Annotated in this window: 24 protein-coding genes and 1 pseudogene; 11 read left to right on the forward strand and 14 right to left on the reverse strand. The window is 75.0% G+C overall.

The genetic code is table 11. From position 1 onward, the window contains the following. Nucleotides 1-291: 291 nt before the first annotated feature. Nucleotides 292-1059 (forward strand): GntR family transcriptional regulator, encoded by a 768-nt coding sequence (locus LC193_RS25905; RefSeq protein WP_226077793.1) that lies wholly within the window; start codon nt 292-294, stop codon nt 1057-1059. Between the two features lie 55 nt (nt 1060-1114). Here the strand turns inward: LC193_RS25905 and LC193_RS25910 are convergent, their stop codons facing one another. From LC193_RS25910 to LC193_RS25940, 7 genes are all read right to left on the reverse strand, one after another. Beyond that, a complete protein-coding gene (locus LC193_RS25910; RefSeq protein ID WP_226077794.1) occupies nt 1115-1540 on the reverse strand; it encodes a DUF6278 family protein in 426 nt (141 codons plus the stop codon). A 185-nt stretch (nt 1541-1725) separates the two neighbouring features. Further along, the gene (locus LC193_RS25915; protein ID WP_226077795.1) at nt 1726-2508 is read right to left on the reverse strand and encodes an exodeoxyribonuclease III; all 783 of its coding nucleotides are present in this window, start codon (nt 2506-2508) and stop codon (nt 1726-1728) included. 11 nt (nt 2509-2519) lie between these two features. After that, complete coding sequence (locus LC193_RS25920; RefSeq protein ID WP_226077796.1) at nt 2520-3164, reverse strand: MBL fold metallo-hydrolase; 645 nt, start codon at nt 3162-3164, stop codon at nt 2520-2522. A 78-nt stretch (nt 3165-3242) separates the two neighbouring features. Next, nucleotides 3243-4100 (reverse strand): CDP-diacylglycerol--serine O-phosphatidyltransferase, encoded by an 858-nt coding sequence (pssA, locus tag LC193_RS25925; protein ID WP_404819488.1) that lies wholly within the window; start codon nt 4098-4100, stop codon nt 3243-3245. Then, nucleotides 4087-4734, reverse strand: a complete 648-nt coding sequence (locus LC193_RS25930; protein ID WP_226077797.1) for a phosphatidylserine decarboxylase — start codon at nt 4732-4734, stop codon at nt 4087-4089. Before LC193_RS25930 ends, pssA begins: the two co-directional genes overlap by 14 nt. Nucleotides 4735-5392: 658 nt before the next feature. Continuing rightward, nucleotides 5393-6352, reverse strand: coding sequence for an HpcH/HpaI aldolase/citrate lyase family protein (locus tag LC193_RS25935; RefSeq protein WP_226077798.1), 960 nt, complete (start codon nt 6350-6352; stop codon nt 5393-5395). 163 nt (nt 6353-6515) lie between these two features. Beyond that, nucleotides 6516-7301, reverse strand: a complete 786-nt coding sequence (locus LC193_RS25940; protein ID WP_226077799.1) for a TetR family transcriptional regulator — start codon at nt 7299-7301, stop codon at nt 6516-6518. Nucleotides 7302-7546: 245 nt separating this feature from the next. Between LC193_RS25940 and LC193_RS25945 the strand changes: the two genes are divergently transcribed. The 3 genes from LC193_RS25945 to LC193_RS25955 all read left to right on the forward strand — a co-directional run bounded on the left by LC193_RS25945 (nt 7547) and on the right by LC193_RS25955 (nt 10952). Beyond that, nucleotides 7547-8944 (forward strand): BNR repeat-containing protein, encoded by a 1398-nt coding sequence (locus LC193_RS25945; protein WP_226077800.1) that lies wholly within the window; start codon nt 7547-7549, stop codon nt 8942-8944. Between the two features lie 123 nt (nt 8945-9067). Continuing rightward, entirely contained in the window at nt 9068-9916 is an 849-nt protein-coding gene (gene prcB / locus LC193_RS25950) for a proteasome subunit beta (RefSeq protein ID WP_226077801.1), read from the forward strand. 622 nt (nt 9917-10538) lie between these two features. Further along, nucleotides 10539-10952, forward strand: a complete 414-nt coding sequence (locus tag LC193_RS25955) for a hypothetical protein (RefSeq protein ID WP_226077802.1) — start codon at nt 10539-10541, stop codon at nt 10950-10952. A 379-nt stretch (nt 10953-11331) separates the two neighbouring features. Here LC193_RS25955 and LC193_RS25960 read toward each other — a convergent pair whose 3' ends face one another. After that, nucleotides 11332-11652, reverse strand: a complete 321-nt coding sequence (locus LC193_RS25960; protein WP_226078885.1) for a DMT family transporter — start codon at nt 11650-11652, stop codon at nt 11332-11334. An 11-nt stretch (nt 11653-11663) separates the two neighbouring features. Beyond that, nucleotides 11664-12410, reverse strand: a complete 747-nt coding sequence (locus LC193_RS25965; RefSeq protein WP_226077803.1) for an SDR family NAD(P)-dependent oxidoreductase — start codon at nt 12408-12410, stop codon at nt 11664-11666. A 167-nt stretch (nt 12411-12577) separates the two neighbouring features. Between LC193_RS25965 and LC193_RS25970 the strand changes: the two genes are divergently transcribed. Both LC193_RS25970 and LC193_RS25975 read left to right on the forward strand, forming a co-directional pair. Beyond that, nucleotides 12578-13198 (forward strand): TetR/AcrR family transcriptional regulator, encoded by a 621-nt coding sequence (locus LC193_RS25970; protein ID WP_226077804.1) that lies wholly within the window; start codon nt 12578-12580, stop codon nt 13196-13198. Nucleotides 13199-13317: 119 nt separating this feature from the next. Next, a complete protein-coding gene (locus LC193_RS25975) occupies nt 13318-15777 on the forward strand; it encodes a CBM35 domain-containing protein (protein ID WP_226077805.1) in 2460 nt (819 codons plus the stop codon). 30 nt (nt 15778-15807) lie between these two features. On the opposite strand, the gene LC193_RS25980 is transcribed toward LC193_RS25975, so the two are convergent. Further along, entirely contained in the window at nt 15808-15987 is a 180-nt protein-coding gene (locus tag LC193_RS25980; protein ID WP_226077806.1) for a hypothetical protein, read from the reverse strand. Nucleotides 15988-16289: 302 nt separating this feature from the next. On the opposite strand from LC193_RS25980, the gene LC193_RS25985 reads away from it, so the two are divergent. Further along, entirely contained in the window at nt 16290-17171 is an 882-nt protein-coding gene (locus LC193_RS25985) for a DUF72 domain-containing protein (RefSeq protein ID WP_226077807.1), read from the forward strand. 101 nt (nt 17172-17272) lie between these two features. Here LC193_RS25985 and LC193_RS25990 read toward each other — a convergent pair whose 3' ends face one another. After that, nucleotides 17273-17749 carry a hypothetical protein gene (locus tag LC193_RS25990; protein ID WP_226077808.1) on the reverse strand — a complete coding sequence of 159 codons (477 nt, stop codon included), beginning with the start codon at nt 17747-17749 and terminating at the stop codon, nt 17273-17275. 119 nt (nt 17750-17868) lie between these two features. On the opposite strand from LC193_RS25990, the gene LC193_RS25995 reads away from it, so the two are divergent. Beyond that, nucleotides 17869-18642, forward strand: coding sequence for an SAM-dependent methyltransferase (locus LC193_RS25995; protein WP_226077809.1), 774 nt, complete (start codon nt 17869-17871; stop codon nt 18640-18642). 25 nt (nt 18643-18667) lie between these two features. Here the strand turns inward: LC193_RS25995 and LC193_RS26000 are convergent, their stop codons facing one another. Further along, a complete protein-coding gene (locus LC193_RS26000; protein ID WP_226077810.1) occupies nt 18668-19714 on the reverse strand; it encodes an Rv2578c family radical SAM protein in 1047 nt (348 codons plus the stop codon). Nucleotides 19715-19865: 151 nt separating this feature from the next. Next, nucleotides 19866-20621 (reverse strand): serine hydrolase domain-containing protein, encoded by a 756-nt coding sequence (locus tag LC193_RS26005; RefSeq protein WP_318842186.1) that lies wholly within the window; start codon nt 20619-20621, stop codon nt 19866-19868. On the opposite strand from LC193_RS26005, the pseudogene LC193_RS26010 reads away from it, so the two are divergent. Continuing rightward, a pseudogene (locus tag LC193_RS26010) lies at nt 20515-20745 on the forward strand (LuxR C-terminal-related transcriptional regulator); the annotation flags it as partial. The gene LC193_RS26005 and the pseudogene LC193_RS26010 overlap by 107 nt on opposite strands. 406 nt (nt 20746-21151) lie before the next feature. Next, on the forward strand, nt 21152-21592 hold the full coding sequence (locus tag LC193_RS26015) for an SRPBCC family protein (protein ID WP_226077812.1): 441 nt from the start codon (nt 21152-21154) through the stop codon (nt 21590-21592). Nucleotides 21593-21598: 6 nt separating this feature from the next. Here LC193_RS26015 and LC193_RS26020 read toward each other — a convergent pair whose 3' ends face one another. Next, nucleotides 21599-22438, reverse strand: coding sequence for an NAD(P)H-dependent oxidoreductase (locus LC193_RS26020; RefSeq protein WP_226077813.1), 840 nt, complete (start codon nt 22436-22438; stop codon nt 21599-21601). Nucleotides 22439-22534: 96 nt separating this feature from the next. On the opposite strand from LC193_RS26020, the gene LC193_RS26025 reads away from it, so the two are divergent. After that, complete coding sequence (locus LC193_RS26025) at nt 22535-23404, forward strand: helix-turn-helix domain-containing protein (RefSeq protein ID WP_226077814.1); 870 nt, start codon at nt 22535-22537, stop codon at nt 23402-23404. Nucleotides 23405-23452: the final 48 nt, after the last annotated feature.

Raw genomic sequence — 23452 nt, forward strand, 5'->3', positions numbered from 1 at the left:
CCGCAGCTCGTCGTCCCCGCCGCGCGGCCCGATGCCCGTGTCCCGCACCACCCGTGCCTCCTCGGTGTCCGCCGCCGCGCACCCCGTCGTCCGCGCCGGCACCAGAACGCTAGGAGCCGTCACGTTCCGTGGCAAGGGGGCGGTGCGCGCGGGCCGCCGCGCCCCGGCCGCGGCGGCGGTCCGCGCGTCGGCGCGTTCCCAGCTCACCACCAGTAAGGAACTCTGACGCCGCGTGACGTAGCCTGAGCCCGGGGCACGTAGGGCGACACGGCCTGCGGAAGGGAGACGGGGATGGGCGACGCGCGGCCGATGTACCAGCGGATCGCCGACGATCTGCGGCGGCAGATCGACGAGGGGGGGCTCGCGGTGGGGGCGCGGATTCCGTCCCGGGCCGAGCTGAAGCGCGCCTACAAGGCGAGCGATCAGACCGTGGACCGGGCGGTGCGGGTGCTGAAGGCCGCGGGGTACGCGATCGGCCAGTTCGGGCGCGGGGTGTTCGTGAGCGACCGGGCGCCCATCGGCGCGCTGGTGCGGACCACGGACGCCGTGGACAGCCCGCTGGCCGCCAGGCTCAGCGTGCCGGGCGGCTCGGCCGTCGGCGCGCAGCCCGACCTGGTGTGGGAGGCGGTCTCGACCGGCACGGTGGCGCCGCCGGGCATCGCGGAACGCCTCGGCATCCTGCCGGGTGACCGCGTCATGTGCACCCAGTACGAGTACCTGGCCGACCGGCGTCCGCTGCAACTCGCGACCAGCTGGGAGCCGTTGAGCCTGACCGAGGGCACCGACGTGGTGTTCCCCGAACGCGGCCCGTACGCGCGGCGCGGCGTGCGCGGGCGGTTCGCCGCGATCGGCATCCAGGTCGTGCAGGCCCGCGAGGTCGTCGGCTCCCGGCCGTCGACGACGCCGGAGGCGGACGCGCTCGGCTGCGTGCCGGGGCAGTGCGTCACGGTCGTGGAACGCACCCACTACGACGCGCGGGACCGGCCGGTCGAGACCTCGGACACGGTGCTGCTCGGTGACCGCTGGCGGCTGGAGTACGCGATCACCTTCGGCAGTTGACCGGGGCGGGCCGGGGGCCCGCGGCGGGCCGGGGCGGGACGGCCGCCGCGGCCGGTCAGGGCTCGGCGACCTCGGCGTAGACCTGCGACAGCTCCGGCGCTCCGGTGTCGGCCCACTCCTGCCCTGTGGTGACGACGTCCACCTCGCGCCCGGACGCCATGACGACGACCGGCCTGCCCTCGGGGCCCGGCGCCCAGTACGCGCCCGGCACGGTGCGGATGATCACGGTGCCCAGGTAGAGGCCGACGTCGTTGGCCAGCCACGGCAGTTCCTCCGGGTCGCCGCGCCACTGCGGGAGGAGCTGGTCGAGCGCTTCGAGCGACAGCGGGGTGTCCCCGAGGGCGACGCCGGCGCGCGCGGCCCTGTCGCGCAACAGGTCGCACTCGGACAGCAGTTGGGCCACCCCGTCGGGATCGGACCAGGGACCGTTCGCCGTCTCGACGGGCCGCTTGCGCCAGTTGTCCAAGAACGGGATATTCATGCCGCCCAGGGTCGCATCCGGGGCGGCCGGGCACCACACGGCGCGCGCGTCCGGCGCGTCCCGATCCGCGCGCCCGGGGGCGCCCATGTCGGACGGGGCGCGGCGCGGACCGGGCGGCCCGCGCCGGGCCGGGGCGGGCGGCAAGTCCCGGACCGGGCCGGGCGCTTCGGCCCCGCCCGGGCGGGTCAGCGCACGTCGAGGTCGACGACGACCGGCGCGTGGTCGGAGGCGCCCTTGCCCTTGCGCTCCTCCCGGTCCACGTAGGCGTCGGTGACCGCGGCGGCGAACGCCCGGTTGCCGTAGACGAGATCGATGCGCATGCCGCGGTTCTTGGGGAAGCACAGCTGGCGGTAGTCCCAGTACGTGAACGGCTTGTCATACTTCAACGGACGCGGCACGACATCGGACAGCCCGGTGTCCCGCAGGGCCGCGAGGGCGGCCCGTTCCTCGTCCGTGACGTGCGTGGCCCCCTCGAACGCGGCGAGGTCGTACACGTCCTCGTCGGCCGGTGCCACGTTGAAGTCACCGAGCACCGCGAACGGCCGCTCGCCCGCCGCGTCGGCGGTCACGGTCTCGCGCAGCGCCTGGAGCCAGCGGAGCTTGTAGGCGAAGTGCGGGTGCCCCACCTCGCGGCCGTTGGGCACGTACACCGACCAGACCCGGACGCCGCCGCAGGTGGCGGCGACGGCGCGGGGCTCCGCGCGCCCGTCGAACTCGGGACCGGCGCGCAGCCCCGACTCGGTGTCCGCGAGGCCCACGCGGGAGAGCACGGCCACGCCGTTCCACCGGCCGTCGGCGTGCACGGCGGCCTCGTAGCCCGCGTCGCGCAGCCGGTCCGCGGGGAACGCCGCGGCCTCGCACTTCAGCTCCTGGAGGCACAGCACGTCGGTGCCGCTGCGCTCCAGCCAGGCGAGCAGCCGGTCGATGCGGACGGTGACGGAGTTGACGTTCCACGTGGCGATGCGCATGGGGGTTCCCCTCAGACGGTGACGGTCTCGCCCGGCGCGAGCCGGGCGTAGGCGGTGCGGCCGGTGCCGGGGCCCTGCGGGCCGAGGTTGCGCCCGTAGACGGCCAGGCCGGCGTCGGCGAGCAGCCCGTCGTGCACCGCGTACGCGCGCTCGGCACCGACCTCGCGCGCGTAGTCGAGGACCTCGGAGAACTTGTTCCACGGGGCGTGCAACGGCAGCATCAGCGTGCGCACCGGGCGGTCGGGCACCGTGAACGCGTCGCCGGGGTGGAAGACCTCGCCGTCGACGAGGAACCCGACGTTCCCCACCCTGGGCAGGTCGGGGTGGATCACCGCGTGCAGTTCGCCGTGCACCTCGACCTCGAAGCCGGCCGCCTCGAAGGTGTCGCCGTGGCCCACCGTGCGCACCCGGCCCGGGTGGGCCGCCGCCAGGCGTTCGGCGACCGCGGGCAGCGTCCACACGGTGACCGCGGGGTCGGCGTCGAGGGCGGCCCGCAGCCGGCCCTCGTCGAAGTGGTCGGGGTGCTCGTGGGTGACCAGCACCGCGTCCGCCCCGGCGGCGGCGTCCTCCTCGCTGAACCCGCCCGGATCGATGACGAGGGTGCGGCCCTCGCGGGTGAGCCGGACGCAGGCGTGGCCCTTCTTGGTGAGCTGCATGCGGGCCATTGTGCTACGCGCCGTGGGCCCGGCCCGCGAGGGGCCGGGCCCACGGCGCGTAGCGGCCGGGGCGCGCGCTCAGGACTCGGCGCCCGCGCGGGCCTCGCGGCGGTTGTCGCGGAACGCGTAGACCCGTCGCACCATGGCGAAGAGCGGGATGACGGCGCCGAGCACGAGCTGGAGCGAGCAGCCGGTCTGGAGCATCAGCAGGCCGCCGGGCGCGTCGAACGCCCAGGCGGTCAGCAGGGTCATGCTCAGCACGATCCACGCCAGCATCGCGACGGCCAGCGGCCCGCGCGGCTTGGGGTACTCCACGCGGCTCACCATCAGCCAGGCGACGCCCACGATGGCCAGGAGCGTCGGCGTGAAGGGCAGTTCGAGCAGCACGATGGAGACGACCGTGAGCGCGCCGAAGGGGCTCGGCATGCCCTGGAAGACGCCGTCGGGCATGGTCACGCAGGAGAATCTGGCCAGCCGCAGCACCACGGCGAGCAGGACCACGATGGCGGCCAGGGCCGACAGCGGTTCGTGCACATCGCCCACGACCATGCCCCACACGAGGACGAAGTAGGCGGGCGCGAGACCGAAGCTGATCAGGTCGGAGAGGTTGTCCAGCTCGGCGCCCATGGGGGAGGCGCGGAGTTTCCTGGCGACGAGGCCGTCGAAGAGGTCGAAGACGGAGGCCAGCAGCATCAGCAGCACGGCGGTGGCCGCGTTGTTGCGGACGACCCCCGCGTCGCCGCTGTTCGTGAGGTGGGGGATCAGGATGCCGGTGGTGGTGAAGTAGACGGCGAGGAAGCCGCAGGTGGCGTTCGACAGGGTGAGCGTGTCCGCTATCGACAGCCGCATGGACAGCGGCATCCCGTCGTCGTCGCCCTCGTCCTCCTCGGCGACGTCGGTCCAGGAGCCCTGTGACTTGCGGTCAATCGCGGTCAAGACGCGTCACTCCCGCTGTCGTGCGCTCGCCGACCTCGACGGCCGGCTCGATCCCTTCGGGCAAATAAACATCCACGCGCGAGCCGAAACGGATCAGGCCGATCCGGTCGCCCTGCTCGATCTTGCAGCCCTGGGGGACGTAGGGCACGATGCGGCGCGCCACCGCGCCCGCGATCTGCACCATCTCGATGTCCCCGAGCTCCGAGGCGAAACGCCACACGACGCGCTCATTGTTCTCGCTCTCCTTGTCGAACGCCGGCACGTAGGTGCCCGGGATGTGCTCGACGGAGGCCACGGTGCCGGCCACGGGGGCGCGGTTGACGTGGACGTTGAGCGGGCTCATGAAGATGGCCACCCGGATCCTGCCGTCCGGCCACGGGGTGATGCTCTGCACCACGCCGTCCGCGGGGGAGATGACGCGGCCCTGGCCGATCTCCCGCTCGGGGTCGCGGAAGAACCACAGCATGCTCGCGGCCAGCGCGGTGGCGGGGACGGCCGCCGCGGCCCAACGGCCGGAGCGGCGGGCCTTGGCGAGACTCACGGCGGCGGTGGCCACGGTCGGAATCAGCCAGGGGGAGGCACCGCGGGCCAGACGTACCCGGCCGCCGGATGGGGGAGATGAGCGGTAAGGCATGGAAGACCTTCGTAGCGTGGGAAGTCGCACCTGTGCGAAGCGACGCGACTACCTCGATGCTATAGGTTTCCCGCGGCAACTCGGCAAGCCAGCGGGCCTGGCACGGCCGGAAACCCGGTCCCGCCAGGCCGTTCACCGGCCCGCGGCGCGCGGGCCCGCGGCGCCGTCCTGGAGCCGGCGGACGACGGCCGGACCATGATCATTTTTAGTGTTTCGGCCCTTCCGTCGTCCATGGGCGGCACCGGGGTCCCGCGCGGTGCGCGCGCGGTGCCGCGCACTCCGGGCGCGGCGTCGCGACCGCGAAGCAGGACGGCGCTCGCCGCGGCCGGGCTGCCGTCGTCCCGGCCCCGGAACGACGGCCGCCCGGCCTCCCGCGCGGCGTTTGCCGACGTGCCGCCGGTGCTGTGCGGACGCGACGGCGGGCCGGTGTCCGCGCGCCCGGCGCCCGGGCGGGGGCGCCGGCGCGCACGTGCCGCGCGGCGCTCGGCCGCGTCGCCGCCCGCGGCGGGCGCGGGGCCCGCGGGCGGGGGCGCGGGCGGGCGCGCGGTTGGCCGGAACTCGCGGTCGCGCCGCGGCGGCGCCGCCGCGTTTGGCGGGCGTATGGCCGCATATGCCGCTTTTGATGCGCGTGAGGGGGCGCGCGGGAGCCCCGCCCGGCTCAGTCGGCGGGCGGGACGTACGCGGTGGTGCGGCGCAGCCCGGCGGCCCGGCCCTTGCCCGCGACGACGAGTGCCATCTTCCGGCTGGCCTCGTCGATCATCTCGTCGCCGAGCATCGCGGCCCCCTTGGCGCCGCCCTCGCGCGACGTGGCGTGCGCGTAGGCGTCCAGGATCAGTTCCGCGCGGTCGTAGTCCTCCTGGCCGGGCGAGAAGACCTCGTTGGCGGCCTCGATCTGGTCCGGGTGCAGGACCCATTTGCCGTCGAAGCCGAGCGCGGCCGACCGCGTCGCGGTCTCCCGGAAGCCCTCGGGATTGCGGATCTGGAGGTAGGGGCCGTCGATGGCCTGGAGGCCGTGCGCGCGGGCCGCCATGAGGATGCGCATGAGGACGTAGTGGTAGGCGTCGGCCGGGTAGCCGGGCGGCTGCTCCCCGACGACCAGCGTCTTCATGGCGATGGAGGCCATGAAGTCGGCCGGGCCGAAGACGATCGTCTCCATGCGCGGTGACGCGGCGGCGATGGCGTCCACGTTCAGCAGCCCGCGCGCGTCCTCGATCTGCGCCTCGATCCCGATCCGGCCTACGGGCAGGCCCATCGTCTTCTCGATCTGGGTGAGCAGCAGGTCGAGCGCCTCGATCTGCCGCGCGTCCCGCACCTTGGGCAGCATCAGGCAGTCCAGGTGCGCTCCCGCGCCCTCGACCACGGTGATCACGTCCCGGTAGGTCCAGTGGGTGGTCCAGTCGTTGACCCGCACCACGCGCGTCCTCGCGCCCCAGTCGCCCTCGTTGAGCGCCTCGACCACCGCGTGCCGCGCGCTCTCCTTCACCAGCGGGGCGCAGGCGTCCTCCAGATCGAGGAACACCTGGTCGGCGGGCAGGTGTTGGGCCTTCTCCAGGAAACGCGGGTTGCTGCCGGGCACGGCGAGGCAGGAGCGACGGGGGCGCGGCTGCTCGGTGTTCATGGGGACCTCCAGCGGGGGCGCGGTCGGCGGGCCGTTCGGCCCCGTCGACGATACGGCCGGTGCTCCGCCGCCTGCCGGGAGGCCGGGCGGTGCGGGGCCGTTCCGGCTGCGGCCCGGCCCGCCGGAGTTGAGGGAACGCCGCACCCGCGTCTGGAGCGCCGCGTCAGGAACGCCCGCGCAGCGCCTCCTCGATGGTGCGCATGACCTCCGCGAGCGGCGCGTCGGTCCTGGCGACGGTCACGAGCACCTCTCCCTGGGCCGACACGGAGGCGGCGGGCACCACCGGCGCCGCGGCGGGCTCGTCGATGGCGGGCAGCGCCGCGAACGTCCGGCGCACGATGGCGAACGCGTGGTCGAGTTCACTCTCGACGTCCCCCTGGCCGTCCCGCCGCAGCCAGCGCCGCAGCACGTGGTTGTGCGCCGTGACCACCGCGGCGGCGGCGACCTCCGCGAGCAGCGGCTCGTCGCCGTTGTGGGAGCTCTCGTCGAACTGGCCCAGCAGGTAACGCGTGAACAGGCGTTCGTAGCGGGCCACGGACGCGATCTCCCGTTCCCGCAGCGCCGGCACCTCCCGGGTCAGCCGGTAGCGCTGCACCGACACGGCGGGGGACGCGGCGTACATCCGCATGACCTCCTTGATGCCGCGGCACACGGTGTCGATGGGGTTCTCCCGCGCGGGCGCGGCCTCAAGCACGGCCTCGGCGCGCTCAAGCGTGTCGTCGTGGTCGGGGAAGATCGCCTCCTCCTTGGACCTGAAGTGCCGGAAGAACGTGCGCCGCGCCACCCCCGCGGCGGCGGCGATCTCGTCCACCGTCGTGGCCTCGTACCCCTTCGTCGCGAACAGCTCCATCGCGGCGGCCGCCAACTGGCGCCGTACTTTCAGGCGCTGGGACGGAGCGTGCGGACGTGCGGTCTTCACGGGCTGGGCCATGGACCGAACGTACTGCATGCGTCACACGGGACGCGCGGGCATAAGCGCGTGCGGCGGGCGGGCCCGTCGCCGGGCGGGCGATGCCGTCGCGCCGCGCGCCGCGGGGGGAGCCGCGGTGGCCGCGCGCACGCGCCCGGTGCCTCCCGAATGCCCCTTGACCTCGGCGTCCGCACGATCTAGCGTCCTGCCGGACCAGCGTTTGAATCCTTTCAGCCGGGCCCTGGGCGCCACCGACGGGCAACCGGCCGACCGAGGAGCCGAGGATGCCCCGCACGTCCGACCCCCGCCCCGATGACGCCCGCCCCCGCCACGACGCCTCCCGCGCGCCGGGTCCTTCCGTCACCCCGCTGGGCAGCACGCTGCTCGACCCGGCCGCCCTCTACTTCGTCTCCTACGACGGGCTCGTCAACAACAACGCCTTCCAGAAGAACGGCCTGCTCACCCACGCCGGGCACCAGTACGCCGTCTGGTACACCGCCGACCGCACCGCCGTCGTCGCCCGCAGGACCGCGGGCGGCGACGACTGGCGGACCGTGCGGCTGGGCCACCGCCTCGGCGCCGACGACTCGCACAACGTCATCTGCGCCGGCGTCTCGCCCGCGGACGGGCGCCTGCACCTGGTGATGGACGCGCACAGCAGCGACTACCGCTACGTCGCGTCGGTGCCGGGACTGATGGACGACCCCGGCGCGCACGCCTGGCGCGCCGACGCGTTCGGGCCCGCGCGGGACAGCCTCGGCGGTCTCCGGCTGACCTCGGCGTTCACCTACCCGCAGTTCCTGCCCACACCGGGCGGGCGGCTGCTCCTGAGCTACCGCACCGGGATCTCGGGCAACGGCAGGGCCGCGCTCGCCGAGTACGACGCAGGCCGGTGGACCGACCTCGGCTGCTGGAGCGACGCCACCGGCACCTACGCCACCGCGCGCGGCGCCAGCGGCTTCCGCAACCTCTACCTGCACGGCCTCGACTACGGCCCCGACGGCACCCTGCACGTCTTCGGCACCTGGCGCGAGCAGAGCCGTGCCGTCACCTGCGGCGCGGACCTCACCAACCACGACACCGTCTACGTCAGCAGCCCCGACGACGGCCGCACCTGGTACAACGCCGCCGGTACCCGCGTGGCGCGCACCGGCTCGACCGAGGTGGGCGTCGGCGCCCCGGGGCTCGTCGTCGACCCGCTGGGACCCGACCACGCCCTGATGAACCAGGAGTCCCAGGCCGTCGACTCCCGCGGCCTGCCGCACGCGCTGATCTCCCACGTGCCGGACCGGTTCGGCCCGTGCGCCACCGGCTACGTGGCCGAACGCACCGCCCGCGCGCGGGCGTTCCACCTCAGGCGCGCCGCGTCCGGCGGCTGGCGCAAGACCGAGATCCCGGTGCCGCTCCGGTCGAGCCAGCGGTCCCAACTGGTCCTCGACGCGTACGACAACGCCTACGCGGTGCTGCCGTACGGCCGCATCGCCGCCGCCTCGGCGGCCGGCGGCTGGGCCGACTGGGCCCTGGTGTGGGACGGGAGCGAGCACCTCGGCGCGTTCGGCGAGGTCGTCGTCGACCACACCCGCGTCAGGCAGGACGGCGTGCTGTCGTTCCTCTACCAGGAGCGCTCCACGGGCACGACGCCGTCCCCGCTGCGCGTCGCCGACTTCCGGCTGCCGGGCTGACGGGCGGTGCGGGGCGGGGCGTTCGGGGAATCCCGGGAGATCCGGGGGAAATGCGGGAAGTGCCGTCCGAGGCCGTTCCCCGCGGGCGGGATGAGCCGGATGGGCGAGGGGAAGGGAAGAGCCATGTCTGCCGATGACCATGACCGGAGCGGGCTGCCCGCGGGATTCCTCGCGCCGGGCCCGCCCTCGTTCCTCGACTTCCTCGCCCGCCACGCGCCCGACGTCCTGCCGGGGGCCGGCGCGTTCCCCGGCGCGGGCGCCGGGGCCGCCGGGGAGATACCGCACGGCACCACCATCGTGGCGGCCACCTACGCCGACGGCGTGCTGATCGCCGGCGACCGGCGCATCACCCAGGGCAACATGATCGCCCACCGGGGCGCGGAGAAGGTGTTCCCCGCCGACGAGCACTCCGCCCTCGGCATCTCCGGCACCGTCGGACTCGCGGTGGAGATGGTCCGCCTCTTCCAACTGGAGCTCCAGCACTACGAGAAGGTGGAGGGCGTTCCGCTGTCCATGGTCGGCAAGGCCAACCGGCTGACCTCCATGGTGCGCGGCAACCTCGGGATGGCCATGCAGGGGCTCGCGGTGGTGCCGCTCCTCGCCGGCTACGACCTCGCCGCGGGCCGCGGTCGCATCTTCTCGTACGACATCACCGGCGGCCACAGCGAGGAGCGGGACTTCGCCGCCACCGGCTCCGGTTCCGTCTTCGCCCGCGGCGCGCTCAAGAAGCTGTACCGGCGGGGGATGACCGCCCCCGACCTCGTCCTGGCCGTCGTCCAGGCGCTGTACGACGCCGCCGACGAGGACACCGCGACCGGCGGGCCCGACCCGGCCCGCGGCATGTGGCCGCTGATCATGCTCATCACCGAGGACGGTTGCCGCACGCTGCCGGACGACGAGGCGGCCGAGGCGGCCCGCGCGGTGCTCGACCAGCGCGAACGACTCCCCGACGGGCCGCGGGCGGGTTCCTGACGCGAGGGCGCCCCGGCGGGTTAGGCACGGGCGGACCCGCCGGGGCGCCCGTGGCCGGCGCGGCGGGCGGGCCGCGGGGCGCCGCGGTCGCGTTCCGCCGGCGTGCGCCCGTTACGCCACCGCCCGCACGTTCGGAGCGCCGCCGCGCACACTGTTGCACGCCGCGCGACGTGCAACGCGTCGCCGACCGCGGACATATCAGGGCTGTCCAGCTCAAGAACGAAAAGGGACAGCCTCCTTCAGCAGACGTGATCAGCGATCCGAGCCCCGTGACGACGCCTCGGGCACCGGCCCTGAGGCGGGGGACGAGCCCTGTACGGACATGCTCGGCCTCCCCGTGGCGGCCCACTCGCCGAACCGCGGGGGCGTGTGCGCCACGTGCGGCCTGTCCCTCCGGCCGACCCGGCGGCCGGGCCCGACCGGTGGCCCGGCCGGCGGGCGGCGGGAGGCGTAGCGGTCGCGGTGCAGCGCGGCGGGAGCCGGCGGCAGGGCGCTGCGGCCGGTGCACGCCGCCGCGACGCGGGGGCCGGAGCGGGAGCCGATGCGGCCATCGGCCTGCACCGGGCCCGCCGGGCGTCTACGGTCAGTCATCGACGGATCACCGAGCGCTGGGAGCCCGACGATGACGAGAGCCGACGCACTGCCCGAGTGGATGCCGGGGACGGCGGTGCGGTCGTTGCCGTGCGGCCGGTGGTGGGACGGGGTGCGCGTGCCGTCGTTCGTCGGCATGCGGGTCGTCGACCGGCTGCGCGACCGGTCGGGACCGATCATCGAGGACCAGGTGGACGTCTCCATGACCTGGCTCGTGCCGGTCGCCGCCGCCGACGGGTGGCGGGAGCGGACGCCGGGCATCGCGGTGCTGCGCGCCGGCGACGACCTGGCCGTGCCGCCCGCCGACTGGACCGGCGGCCCGTGGGCCGGGGGCGCCACGCCCCGGTGGCTGATCCGGCCGGCCGGGACGTGCCTGACCGCACCGGCCGACCTGCGGGCGGCGCTGGAGAAGGTCCTGCCGCGTTCCAGGGCGCGCAATGTCTGACGCCCGCCCCGGACTCAACGGGCGCGCCCCCGGCGTGCTACGGGCGCCGGGCCAGGCCGAGGACCGCCCGTGCGGGCGCGTCCGGCGGCGCGGCGCGCCACCGGACGGCTCCGCTGCGGGCCGGGGCCGGACGGGGGGACGGGCCGGGTGAGCGCCGCGCTGCTCGTCGCCGCCGCGATGGCGGGCGGATATTTCGCCGCCGGCTGCGCGTTCTGCTGGTGCCTGGTGCGCGGCATCGCCGCCGACCCCTGACGTCCGGCCCCCGGCCCCGGCCCCCGAGGCCGCCCGGTGCCCGGGGCCGCCGGTCGCGGGCCGACCGGTGTTCCCGCCGCCCGCCGCCCGCCGCCCGCCGTTCCCGCCGCCGGTCGCGGGTCCGGGGTCAGCCCTCCAGGAGCCGCAGCCCGGCCACTCCCGCGAGGATCAGGGCGACGCACCCGGCCCTGGCGGCGGAGAAGGGCTCGCCCAGGGCGAGCACGCCGGTGACGAACACGCCCGCCGCCCCGATGCCCACCCAGATCGCGTACGCGCTGCCCACCGGAAGACCGGTGAGCGCGAAGGTCAGGAGCACGAAGCTGAGCAGCGCCACCCCCACGCCCACCACGCCGGGCCACAGCCGGGTGAAGCCCTCCGACTGCTTGAGCGCCACCGCCCACACCGCTTCGAGCAGCGCGGCGACGAGCAGCAGGCCCCAGGCCGCCATCGGCGCGGCCCTCACGCGTTCGCCCCGGCGTCGACGGTGATCGCCGTGCCGGTGATGTTGCGGCCCGCGGGCCCGGCCAGGTGGGCGACGGTGGCCGCGATGTCGTCCGGTTCGAGGTACCGGCCCAGGGCGGTCAGCGCGCGCTGCGCGTCGGCGTCCGGCCCCTCGTCCGGGTTCATGTCCGTGCGGGTCGAGCCCGGGTGCACGACGTTGACCGTGATGCCCCGCGGTCCCAGGTCGCGGGCCAGGCCGCGCGTGAGCCCGCCGAGCGCGGCCTTGGTCATGGCGTAGAGCGCCACGCCGGGGTAGGGCGCGCGGTCGGCCAGGTTGCTGCCGACGGTGATGATCCGGCCGCCGTCCGGCAGGTGGGGGAGCGCCGCCTGGGCGGCGAGGAACGCCGCGCGGACGTGCACGGCCAGTGCCCGGTCCAGTTCCTCCGCGGTGACGTCCTCGAACGGGCCGGCGGGGAAGATCCCCGCGTTGTTCACGAGGATGTCGAGGCGGCCGAACGCGGCGGCGGCCCGTTCCACCGAGGCCGTGACCGCCCCGGCGTCCGCCGCGTCCGCCTCGATCACCTCGGCGCGCCGGCCCGCGGCCTCGATCTGGGCCGCCACGTCCCGCGAGCGCTCCAGGCCGAGCGGGCTGACATGGGTGATCGCCACGTCGGCGCCCTCGCGCGCCAGTCTCCTGGCGACCGCCGCGCCGATGCCCCGGCTGCCGCCCGTCACCAGGGCCGCCCTGCCCCGTAGTTCACCCATGTGCCCGCTCCCGACCGGTGTCGTTCCTTTTCTGTGTCGATCGGCACAGAATTGCTGCGGCTCACCCTCACACGGCGCTTCTCGGCACGTCAAGGCATATATTTGCCGGGCGGCACAAAAATCGCGGCGGCATGCTTCGAGTGAAGTCCGAGTGAAGGGGGCCGGTCATGGCGGGCAGGGGACGGCCGCGCGGCTTCGACCGCGCGGTGGCGCTCGAACGGGCGATGCGGGTGTTCTGGGAGCGCGGCTACGAGGCGGTGTCCATGACGGACCTGACGGCCGCCATGGGCATCAACTCGCCCAGCCTGTATGCCGCGTTCGGGTCCAAGGAGCAGCTGTTCCGGGAGGCCGTCGCACTCTACGACGCGACCGAGGGGGAGCCGGTGGCCCGCGCGCTCGCGGAAGGCCCCACGGCCCGCGCCGCCGTGGCCGGCGTGCTGCGGGTCAACGCCGCGGCCTACTCCGCCCCCGACCGGCCGAGCGGCTGCATGATCGTGCTCGCGGCGACGAACTGCTCGCGCGCGCACGCGTCCGTGCGGGAGTACCTCGCCGGCTGGCGCCGGGACGGGACCGACGACCTCGCCCGCCGCGTGGCGCGCGGGATGCGCGAGGGCGACGTGCCGCCGGGCGCCGACCCCGACGCGGTCGCGGCCTTCTACACGGCCGTCCTCCAGGGCATGTCCGTGCAGGCCCGCGACGGCGCTTCGCACGCCGACCTCACCCGCATCGCCGAAGGCGCGATGGCGGCCTGGGACGCCGTGGTCGGCGCCGTCGCACCCGCCTCTTGACCCGGGCGTCGCGACCGGTGACACTCCCCGCCGGGCCGCACCCGTCGGCGCGCCCCGCCCGCACCGTGCGCCGCGCGCGTTCCGGGGAACCGACCGCAGCACCGAGAACCGAGGGCCCCATGAACGACCTCCCGCCCCATACCGCCGCCGGCCCGGCCGCCGCGCCCGACCGGCTCCGCGTCGACCTCGCGGACCGCGGCGGCCCGGTGCTGCGCGGCGCGAACGGAGCGTTGTACGGCCTGAGCGACGACGGCGTACCGGGCGACGCGGTCCTCGCGCCCCTGCGCCTGACCTCGATATCGCAGAAGCCCGAGGGCGGCCTCCAGCACCCCAACGGCGACGCGCTGACCGTCGCGGAGGCCCACTTCCGCGCGGGCGGCGGCGACGTGCTCGTACTCGTGCAGGACATGTACCGGACGTGGCCGTACGAGGACCTGGGATTCGACGACTACCTGGCGAAGCTCGACGCGGTCGCGCGCCGGGTGGCCGCGCACCCACGGCGCGCCGACTTCGTGCTCGTGCCGTTCAACGAACCGGACGCGATCTGGTACGGCCTGAACGCGCCCGGCGCCGAGGATTTCGCACGCAATGCGGACCGCTTCCTCGACCACTGGCGCACCGCCCACGCGCGCGTCCGGTCCATCGCGCCGGAACTGCGCGTCGCCGGGCCGAACGAGACCCGTTACGACCACCGCTTCCTGCCCAGGTTCCTCGCGTTCGCCCGGGACCACGGCGTACTGCCCGACATCCTCACGTGGCACGAGCTCGACGCGGCCTCGCTGCGCGACTTCCCCGGCCACCACGACCACCTGCGGGCCGTGGAGCGCGACCTCGGCATCGGCCCCCTGCCCGTGTGCGTCACCGAGTACGGCAACCGCCGGGACCTGTCCGTGCCGGGCCAACTCGTCCAGTGGACCGGCATGTTCGAACGTGCAGCGGTGCACGCCAACCAGGCGTACTGGGACGTGGCCGGCAACCTCGACGGCAACGTCGCGCAGACCAACATCCCCAACGGCGGCTGGTGGTTCTTCCGCTGGTACGCGGCGATGCCGGGCGACACGGTCCGCGTCGACCCGCCGCGCCCCGACACCATCGACACCCTCCAGGGCCTGGCGAGCCTCGACGAGCGGACGCGGCAGGCGCACGCCGTGGTCGGCGGCGCGGCGGGGGACGCGGACGTGGTCTTCGCGCACGTGCCGGCGGACGTGTTCGGCGCCGCCGTGGTGGCCCTCGTGCAGGAGGCCGCCTGGAGCGGCTACGAGGGCGCGCACGCGGCACCGCGCACCCTGCTGCGCGCGGTCACGCCCGTGGCGCCCGACGGCACGGTCACCGTTCCACTGCGCGGCATGGACCGCATGTCGGCCTACCGCGTCCTCCTCCTCCCCGCGGGCGACGGCACACCGGACCCCGCGCGCGTGCCGTGGCGTGCCTCCCACGAGGCGGAGGACGCCGCGCTCACCGGCGGTCGCGTGCGGGTCCTCGGCACGGTGGCCGACGCGAACGGCTACGCGGCCTCGAACGCGCGGGACGTCGAAGGGCTCGACCGGCCGGGCAGCGCCGTCGCGTTCACCGTGACCGTGCCGGAAGCGGGCGCCTACGACCTCGACATCCTGTACGCCAATGCGACGGGGGAGCCGGCCCGGCAGCGGCTCACGGTCGACGGCGGGCCGCCGGCCCGCGTCACCTACCCCTGCACGCTCAACGACGCCCACCGCTCGCGCCTGACCGTGCCGGTCCGCCTGCCCGCCGGCACGCACACGCTGACGCTCGCGCACGACCGCGGCGCGGTCACGCTGGACCGCATCGACCTCACCGCAGGGTCCGGCGAGCCGCTCACCCGCTACGAGGCCACCCTGGCCGACACCACCGGCCGGCCGGAACGCCGGTACGCCGACGCGAGCGGCCTGGGCACCGGGGCGCTGCTGCTCGGCGCGGGCGACGCCGCCGTGTTCGACGTGTACGCGCCGCGCGACGGCTACTACCGGGTCGCGCCGCGCGCCGACGGGCCGGTGGCGCTCGCGGCGCACGGGGCGCTGGTCCTGGCCGCCGCCGGGCAGGAGCCGCGCCTGCTGCTGGCCGCGGGCAACAACCGGATCACCGTCACCGGACCCGCCGCGCTCACCTCCCTCGACGTGCGGGGCGCGGGCGACGGCGACGGCCTCGCCGGTCTCCCGGTCACCGAGGCCCGCCGGGCCGACGGCGCGACCGTCCTGCCGGACGGGCACGCCCCTGAGGGCCACGTGCTCGACGGGCTCGGCGCCGGCGCGTCGGCCACGTGGCGCGTGCGGGCCGAACGCGGCGGGCCGCACCTGCTGTTCGTCGAGTACGCCAACGACGCGCGGGCCGACACCGGGCACGCGTACAACGCGGACGTCATCTCGGCGACCGCTCTCCTGCGGGTCAACGGGGGAGCGGCGCGGCGCGTGATGTTCCGCAACACGCACTCCCGGCACAACGTCTGGACGCTGGCCGTTCCCCTCGTCCTCGTCGCGGGCGACAACACCCTGGTCCTCACCGGCGAGGACGGCCCCGCACCCGCCCTCGCCCGGCTGCGGACCGGCCCCGTTCTCGGCGCCTGACCCGGCGGGCCCGGACGCCGGGCGCGCCTCTCACCCGCCCGGGGGCGCGGGGGGCGCGCCGGGTGTGCCGATGGTCTCCGACAGCGCGCCGATGGCCTCGCCCAGAAGTCGCTGCTCCTCCGGCGGCAGTCGCCGGGAGGCGTGGACCGTGCCCAGGGCGGTGAGGAGGCGCGTCCGGTCGTCCGCCGTGCCCCGTGGCCGTGACCACATGGGGAACCGGAGCTGTACGACTTCGGCATGACCGTCGAGCCCGACCGTCAGCACGTGTGGTGCCGCGACGCGGACAACGGACCCTACTGGCCGGCGGCCCAGGCATGACGGGGTTTCGCGGGACGCTCCGGCTGTGCCGATCGTGGCGTTGCCACCGGCCTGCCGAGGCGACCCGCGGTCGGAGTCCGCGATCCGGGAACGGCGCGTCGCCCGACGGTTCCGCCCGCGTTCGAGCTGCTCGAAGGTCAAACGGGGTGCGCGGGGTGCCGTTTGACCGCGTCGCGCGGGGCACCCGTGGGGGCATGGGCGACATTCTCATCGGCACCTGCTCGTGGACGGACCGGGCCCTGGTGACCGGCGGCTGGTACCCGCCGGGCTCGCGGGACCCCGAGGGGCGGCTGCGGTACTACGCGGAACGGTTCCCCGTGGTGGAGGTGGACGCCACCTACTACGCGCTGCCGACCGCGCGGCGCAGCCGGCTGTGGGCCGAACGGACGCCGCGCGGTTTCACGTTCGACGTGAAGGCGTACTCGCTGCTCACCGGGCACCCCACGCGCGCCGGGACGCTGCCGCCCGGGCTGCGCCCGCCGGGGCCGCCCGGCCGGTCCGTGCGCGGCGCCGACCTCGGCCCTGCCGCCGTGCGGGAGGTGTGGGACGCGTTCATCGCCGGGGTCGAGCCGCTGCGCCGCGCGGACCGGCTCGGGAGCGTTCTGCTCCAGTACCCGCCGTGGTTCACACCCGGGCGCGGGGCGCGGGAACGGCTCGCGCGGGCGAGTGAACTCGCCGGCGATCTGCCGCTCACCGTCGAGTTCCGGCACCGCGAATGGCTGAGCGACCCCTGCCTCGACGACACCCTCGCGCTGCTGCGCGAGCACGGCATGGCGCTGGCTGCCGTGGACACCGCGCAGGGCCTGCCGAACTCCCTGCCGCCCGTGACCGAGGTGACGAACCGCAGGCGCGCGGTGGTCAGGTTCCACGGGCGCAGCCGGGCGTGGGGCACGGGCAGCAAGGAGGACCGGTTCAGGCACCACTACACGCGCGCGGAACTGGAGCCCTGGGTGGGGCGGGTGCGGCGGCTCGCCGAGGAGGCCGGAGCCGTGCACGTGCTGTTCAACAACTGCTGCGCCGACGCGGCCGTCTCGGCCGCCGCGCTGATGCGGGAACTGGTGGCGGCCGACCGCTGACACCCGCGGCCGGCCGTCGCGTGACACCCGCGGCCGGCCGCTGTGCGGCCCGTGGGTCCCGGCGCCCGCGGCCCGGTACCGGGAGGGCGGGCCTGCGGCGGTCAGCCGGCCGGCGCCGAGCCGTCGTCCGCCCCGATCTCCACGGAGCTCGGCGAGGCGTCGTCGAGTCCCGAGGCCCGCAGCGGGCCGGTCACGGCCCGCCACCAGGTCGCGAAGTCCTCGGGGTTCGAGCCGCGGAACCACGACTCGGCCCGGCTGCCCAGCTCGTCGTACGGCTCGGCCGCCTCGTAGGCCAACTCGCAGAACACCCGCACCTGGTCGGGTTCCGTGCCGCCGGGGGAACGCAGCCCGCGGCTGACGCGCACCGTGAACGTCTTCCCCTCAAGGCCCTCGGTGACCCCGTGCGTCAGGACGCACCCGTCCGCGTCCGGCGCGTCCGGCACGTCGAACGCGACCCCGGCGAAGCGCGCGAACGCGTCGAGGACCGGCGCGAGCGTGAGCGCCGCGCCCGGTGACTCCTCGCCGAGGAGTCGCTCGAACTCGTCCGCGGCTGAGCTGATCGGCAGTTCGTCCGGCATCGTCTCTCCTCGTCGTCGACGGCGGTGCTCCCCCTATCGGCTGCCCCGGCCGGCCCCGCCGATGCCGGTGGGCTTCCCGGCCGGGGCCGCGCCGCGCGGGGCGTGCCATCATCCTGCGGATGAGCGTCAACGCCGAGCCGGCACACACCGCACGCGTCTGGGACTACTGGCTGGGCGGCCGGGACCACTTCCTGGCCGACCGGGAGGTCGGCGACCGGGTGCGCGCGCTGTACCCGCAGATCGCCCAGGTCGCGCGCGCCGACCGGGAGTTCCTGGCCCGCGTGGTGCGGTACCTCGCGACGACGGCGAACGTCGCGCAGTTCATCGACATCGGCACGGGGCTGCCGACCGCGCAGAACACGCACGAGGTCGCCCTGCGGGCCGCGCCGGACGCGCGCGTGGTGTACGTCGACAACGATCCGCTGGTGCTCGCGCACGCCAGGGCGCTGCTCGTCGGGGTCCCCGCGGGGGCGACGGCCTATCTCGACGCGGATCTCCGCGAGCCGGAGGCGATACTGCGGGGCGCGGCCAGGACGCTGGACTTCGACCGGCCGGTGGCCGTCCTGCTGCTGGGGATACTGAACTTCGTGCTCGACGACGACGAGGCCGCGGACGTCGTCGACCGCCTGGTGGACGGCCTGCCGCCGGGCAGTTACCTCGCCCTCAGCCATCCCACGCTCGAACTCGGCGGCGAGGCGAACGAGGCGGCCATGGGCTTCTGGAACGCCCACGCCACGCCCCCGATCACCGCGCGCCCTCGCGCCGCCCTCGCGCGGCTGCTGCGGCGGCTCGACCTGCTGCCGCCCGGCCTCGTGCCGTGCACGCACTGGCGGCCGACCGGTGAACCCGCGCCCGCCGTCGCCCAGTTCGGGGCCGTCGGCCGCAAGGTCTGAGGCGTCACCGCGAACATCGGCACGGTCACAGCAGGGTGAGCTGGGTGCCGCGCGGTGCGGCGGCGGACCGTTCCCGCGCCGTTTCCGCCGCGGGGCCGGGCTCGGGGGTGCGGTGCGCCCCGGGCCTGGCGGGGCCCATGCCGTACTCGGCCGCCAGCTCGTGCACCTGCCCGGTGATGCGCCGCTGGTACCAGGTGGGCGCGTAGGCGCCGTCGGCGTAGAGCACCTGGTAGCGGCGCACCAGGTGCGGGTGGTGCTCGGCGAGCCAGCGCATGAACCACTCCCTGGCGCCGGGCCGCAGGTGCAGCGCGAGCGGGGTCACGGAGGTGGCGCCCGAGGCGGCGATGGCCCTGACCGTCTCCCGGAGCGCGGCGGGGGAGTCCGACAGGTACGGGATGACCGGGGCCATCAGTACGCCGCACGCGATGCCCTGCGCGGCCAGGGCGCGCACCACGTCGAGCCGGCGTTCCGGCGCGGGCGTGCCCGGCTCCACCGTGCGCCACAGCGCGGTGTCGACGAAGCCGACGGAGACCGAGATCCCGACGTCGGTGACCTCGGCGGCCTGCCGCAGCAGCGGTAGGTCGCGCAGGATCAGGGTGCCCTTGGTGAGGATGGAGAACGGGTTCGCGTAGTCGCGCAGCGCCTCGATGATGCCGGGCATCAACCGATATCGTCCCTCCGCCCTTTGGTAGCAATCGACGTTCGTGCCCATGGCGATGTGCTCGCCGCGCCAGCGCGGCGCGCCCAGTTCGCGGCGCAGCAGGTCGGGGGCGTTCACCTTGACGACGATCTGGGAGTCGAAATCGGCCCCTGTGTCCAGGTCGAGGTAGCTGTGCGTCTTGCGCGCGAAGCAGTACACGCACGCGTGGCTGCACCCGCGGTAGGCGTTCAGCGTCCAGTCGAACGGCATCCGGGAGGCGCCGGGCACGCGGTTGAGGATCGAGCGCGCCCGCACCTCGTGGAAGGTGATGCCGCGGAACTCGGGCGTGTCGAACGTCCGGGTGACGACATCGGTGCCGAAGAGCGCCGGGGCGGCGGCCCTGCTGTCGTCGCTCAGGTTGTTCCAGCGCATGGGCCCTCCTCGGTGCCGTTCTCACCGAATAGGACACATGTTCGAATGCCGGGTGTCAAGCGGGCCGCCGCGCCGCCCTCGGGGCGTACCGGTCACACGCCCGCGCCCGGTGACCGCCGACGCCATCGACCTGCCCGGGTGCGGGAGGGCGTTACGTGTCCTGCCCGGTGCCGGGGGTGTCGCACAGCGCGTGGTCGACGAGGGCACTGGCGGCCCGCTCCTGGGCGAGCATGGTGTCGGGCGAGTCGCCCAGGGCGGTCGACATGGAAACGGTGACGGTGCGGCTGCCGTCGGCGGTCGCGCCGTTCAGGGTGATGTAGCCGCCGTCACCTCCCTCGTGGCTCCAGTAGCTCCCGCCGCAGGAGAGGGGCCGGTCGACCAGGCCGAGGCCGTATCGGCCGCCCGGCCAGAACACCTGCATCTCCTCGGGCACGGGAACGGTCTCCCGCATCTCGGCCAGCCGTGCGCCGGGCAGCAGCTCGCCGCCGAGCAGGGCCTGGAAGAAGCGGTTGACGTCCGCGGTGGTGGAGACGTAGCTGCCGGGGTCGGGGAGGATCACTTCGGAGACGTCGACCCGTTCGCCGGAGGGGAAGACCTGGTAGCCGTTGGCATGGGGGCGACGGAGGGCGGGGGTGCTGCCCGGCAGGTAGGTCCGGTCCATGCCGAGCGGTTCCAGGATGCGCTCCTCGACCTCCTGGTGCCATGGGCGGCCTGTGACCTCCTCGATGACCAGGTCGAGCAGGACGTAGCCGGTGTTGGAATAGCTCCACCCGGTGCCGGGTGCAAAGTCGGGGCGGTGTGTCATCGCCCAGCTCCTCGCCGCACGCGGCGACCCCGTCGATGCCCTGACGGCACGCGAGCGCGAGGTCCTCGCACTCATGGCCGAAGGCCACGACAACGCGGGCATCGCCCAATGGCTCGTCATCACCGACAACGCCGTCCACAAGCACATCGGCAACGTCTTCCTCAAACTCGGCCTGTCGGTCGGCGACAGCGGCCACCGCCGCGTCCGCGCCGTCCTTGCCTACCTTCGCCGCCACGGCACCACCACGCCCGCCCCGACGGCGGCAGGCCCACGGACCGCAGCGCCCACCGCTGGCGGGGGGCGCGTCGCGGCGGAACGAGCGCGGGCGGAGGAAGGCGCCGGTGCGGCCGGCCGAGATCCCGGCCCGAAGGCGGGACCGGCCCGCTGATCGGCGCGGACCGCCCCCGCGCGCCGGGTCAGCGACCGCGGCGCAACCGGGTGAGGAGGTAGATGCCGAGGATCAGGACCGCGCAGATCAGAAGGAATCTCATACCGGTACGCCTGCCCAGCATCGCGTCCGGCGCACCCGCGCCCGCGCCCCGGCCGCGGGTGCCGCCCTCGGGGCCGCGGGACGGCCCGCGCACTGACACACTGGGCGGCCGGAGACCGACAACAGGCAGGAGAGGGTTCGCATGGCGCTGGTCGAGGTCCTCGCACGGCGGGAGATCAAGGCGGCACCGGACGATGTGCTGGACGCCGTCGCCGACTACCGGGAGGTCCATCCGCGGCTGCTCCCCGAGCAGTTCACCGACTACGAGGTCCGCGAGGGCGGCGACGGCGAGGGAACCGTGGTCTTCTTCCGGCTGCACGCCTCCGCCAAGCGGGTGCGTGAATGCCTGCTCGATGTGACCGAGCCCGAGGACCACAAGCTGGTCGAGGCCGACCGCAACTCCACCCTCGTCACCACCTGGACGGTGGCCGAGTCGGGCGGCGGGACGCTCGTCACCGTCCACACCGCCTGGGAGGGCGCGGGCGGCATCGGGGGCGTGTTCGAGAAGATCTTCGCGCCCCGCGCGCTCAGCCGCATCTACGAACGCGTGCTGGACAACCTGGCCGCCGAGATGGGGCGCTGACGCCGCTCACCGTGCCGGGCGCAGGTGCAGCGCGAATCCGCCGGTGCCCGGCTCCTCACGCCCCGGGCGCAGCCGCAGGGACCGCGTGTAGTCGCCGCCGTGCAGCGGGCGGAACGGGATCGGCGGCGCCGTGAACAGCGTCCGCAGCCGCTCCCGGTACGCCTGCCGCGCCGCCCGGTACTCCTCGTCCCCGAGCCCGATCGCGTGCCACACGGCGAACGGCTGGAGCACCTCCATGCCGGTGTAGTGCAGCAGCCCGTGCTGCAACGGGAAGAGGACGTCGTTCAGGGGGCCGTGGATGCCGCGCTCGGAGAACGCGTCCTCGCGCGCGCCGACCGTCAGGGACAGCATCGCCCGGCGGCCGGCCAGCGTGCCGTCCCCGTAGCGCGGCATGTCCTTGCCGCCGTAGCCGAAGTCGTACGTGAACACGCGGTCGATCCACCCCTTCAGCACGGCGGGCACCGAGAACCACCACAGGGGGAACTGGAGGATGACGGCGTCCGCCCACAGCAGCTTCTCCTGCTCGGCCGCGATGTCGGCCGCCAGGCGCCCCTCCCGCGTCGCGCGCCCCGAGACGGCCATCACGTCGAGCCGTTCCGCCGGATCGTGGGCGGGGAAGTCGTCCGCGTCGACGCCCGCCTTCCACTTCATCGCGTACAGGTCGGACACGCGGACCTCGTGGCCGGCCGCGCGGAGTTCCGCGGCGGCGAACCCGGCGAGCGAGGCGTTCAGCGAGCGCGGCTCCGGATGCGCGGTGACGATCAGCACGTTGCGTCCCGACGCGGGCGCGCCTTCCGGGGGGCGCGGTGCGCCGGTGCCCAGGGGGGTCGGTTCGATGGAGTCCATGCCCTCCGTTGTGTCACACCGGGCGGGGCCGGGCCAGGTCCGCCGGTTCCTGGTAACGCCGTTACCAGGGAACGGGCGGCGCGCATACTGGAACGCATGGACGACAACGGCCACCAGCTCGGCGCCTTCCTGCGGGCGCGCCGCGCCCGCGTCACGCCGGAGAGCATCGGGATTCCCGGCGGAGGCCGCCGCCGGGTGCGCGGCCTGCGCAGGGAGGAGCTGGCGCAGCGCGCCGGCATCAGCGTCGACTACTACGTGCGGCTCGAACAGGGCCGGTCCACCGCGCCCTCGGCGGACGTGCTCGACGCGCTGGCCCGGGCGCTTGAGCTCGACGCCACGGAGCGCGAGCACTTGAGGACGCTCGCCGTCACGCGCCCGCGGCGCGCCGCGGCCGGCCCGGCGCGAACCGGGGAGCGCGGCGCGCCCGTGCAGCGCGTGCTGGACGGCCTGCGGGGGCTGCCCGCCATCGTCACCAACCACCGGCTCGACATCGTGGCGTGGAACCGGCTGGGCTCCGAGCTGTTCGGCCGGGTCGCGCAGCGGGACGCGCCCTGGCGCAACCACGCGCGGTACACGTTCCTCGATCCCGCCGCCCGCGTCTTCTTCCCCGACTGGGCCGAGCGCGCCTCGGAGACCGCCGCGGTGCTCAGGCACGCCATGGGCCGCCACCCGCAGGACCGGCGACTGGCCGGGCTCGTGGCCGAACTCGGGCGGGACAGCGAGGAGTTCAGGGATCGGTGGAAGGCAGGTGACGTGCTGGTCTGCGGCGGCGGCACGCGCCGCTTCCACCACCCGGCGGTCGGCGGCCTGACGCTCGACTACCAGACGCTGCACGTGCCGGCGCCCGACGGCGGCCCCGCCGAGCAGATGTACGTGTACAGCGCGGCCGAGGGGAGCGCGGCGGGCGCGGCGCTCCGGGAGTTGGCGGCGCGTGCCGACGGCGCGCGGGTGGCCGCGGGCCTCTGAGCGCGCCGGCGCACGACCTCCTTACCCGTACGCTCCCGCCCCGGCCTG

The organism is Streptomyces marincola, from assembly GCF_020410765.1.
GTDB lineage: Bacteria > Actinomycetota > Actinomycetes > Streptomycetales > Streptomycetaceae > Streptomyces > Streptomyces marincola.

What these genes read in the sequence shown, in the direction of transcription:
- LC193_RS25905 (WP_226077793.1), top strand. Translation starts at nt 292, where the DNA reads ATGGGCGACGCGCGGCCGATGTACCAGCGGATCGCCGACGATCTGCGG.
- LC193_RS25910 (WP_226077794.1), bottom strand. Translation starts at nt 1,540, where the DNA reads ATGAATATCCCGTTCTTGGACAACTGGCGCAAGCGGCCCGTCGAGACG.
- LC193_RS25915 (WP_226077795.1), bottom strand. Translation starts at nt 2,508, where the DNA reads ATGCGCATCGCCACGTGGAACGTCAACTCCGTCACCGTCCGCATCGAC.
- LC193_RS25920 (WP_226077796.1), bottom strand. Translation starts at nt 3,164, where the DNA reads ATGCAGCTCACCAAGAAGGGCCACGCCTGCGTCCGGCTCACCCGCGAG.
- LC193_RS25930 (WP_226077797.1), bottom strand. Translation starts at nt 4,734, where the DNA reads ATGCCTTACCGCTCATCTCCCCCATCCGGCGGCCGGGTACGTCTGGCC.
- LC193_RS25935 (WP_226077798.1), bottom strand. Translation starts at nt 6,352, where the DNA reads ATGAACACCGAGCAGCCGCGCCCCCGTCGCTCCTGCCTCGCCGTGCCC.
- LC193_RS25940 (WP_226077799.1), bottom strand. Translation starts at nt 7,301, where the DNA reads ATGCAGTACGTTCGGTCCATGGCCCAGCCCGTGAAGACCGCACGTCCG.
- LC193_RS25945 (WP_226077800.1), top strand. Translation starts at nt 7,547, where the DNA reads ATGCCCCGCACGTCCGACCCCCGCCCCGATGACGCCCGCCCCCGCCAC.
- prcB (WP_226077801.1), top strand. Translation starts at nt 9,068, where the DNA reads ATGTCTGCCGATGACCATGACCGGAGCGGGCTGCCCGCGGGATTCCTC.
- LC193_RS25955 (WP_226077802.1), top strand. Translation starts at nt 10,539, where the DNA reads ATGACGAGAGCCGACGCACTGCCCGAGTGGATGCCGGGGACGGCGGTG.
- LC193_RS25960 (WP_226078885.1), bottom strand. Translation starts at nt 11,652, where the DNA reads ATGGCGGCCTGGGGCCTGCTGCTCGTCGCCGCGCTGCTCGAAGCGGTG.
- LC193_RS25965 (WP_226077803.1), bottom strand. Translation starts at nt 12,410, where the DNA reads ATGGGTGAACTACGGGGCAGGGCGGCCCTGGTGACGGGCGGCAGCCGG.
- LC193_RS25970 (WP_226077804.1), top strand. Translation starts at nt 12,578, where the DNA reads ATGGCGGGCAGGGGACGGCCGCGCGGCTTCGACCGCGCGGTGGCGCTC.
- LC193_RS25975 (WP_226077805.1), top strand. Translation starts at nt 13,318, where the DNA reads ATGAACGACCTCCCGCCCCATACCGCCGCCGGCCCGGCCGCCGCGCCC.
- LC193_RS25980 (WP_226077806.1), bottom strand. Translation starts at nt 15,987, where the DNA reads ATGTGGTCACGGCCACGGGGCACGGCGGACGACCGGACGCGCCTCCTC.
- LC193_RS25985 (WP_226077807.1), top strand. Translation starts at nt 16,290, where the DNA reads ATGGGCGACATTCTCATCGGCACCTGCTCGTGGACGGACCGGGCCCTG.
- LC193_RS25990 (WP_226077808.1), bottom strand. Translation starts at nt 17,749, where the DNA reads ATGCCGGACGAACTGCCGATCAGCTCAGCCGCGGACGAGTTCGAGCGA.
- LC193_RS25995 (WP_226077809.1), top strand. Translation starts at nt 17,869, where the DNA reads ATGAGCGTCAACGCCGAGCCGGCACACACCGCACGCGTCTGGGACTAC.
- LC193_RS26000 (WP_226077810.1), bottom strand. Translation starts at nt 19,714, where the DNA reads ATGCGCTGGAACAACCTGAGCGACGACAGCAGGGCCGCCGCCCCGGCG.
- LC193_RS26005 (WP_318842186.1), bottom strand. Translation starts at nt 20,621, where the DNA reads ATGCCCGCGTTGTCGTGGCCTTCGGCCATGAGTGCGAGGACCTCGCGC.
- LC193_RS26015 (WP_226077812.1), top strand. Translation starts at nt 21,152, where the DNA reads ATGGCGCTGGTCGAGGTCCTCGCACGGCGGGAGATCAAGGCGGCACCG.
- LC193_RS26020 (WP_226077813.1), bottom strand. Translation starts at nt 22,438, where the DNA reads ATGGACTCCATCGAACCGACCCCCCTGGGCACCGGCGCACCGCGCCCC.
- LC193_RS26025 (WP_226077814.1), top strand. Translation starts at nt 22,535, where the DNA reads ATGGACGACAACGGCCACCAGCTCGGCGCCTTCCTGCGGGCGCGCCGC.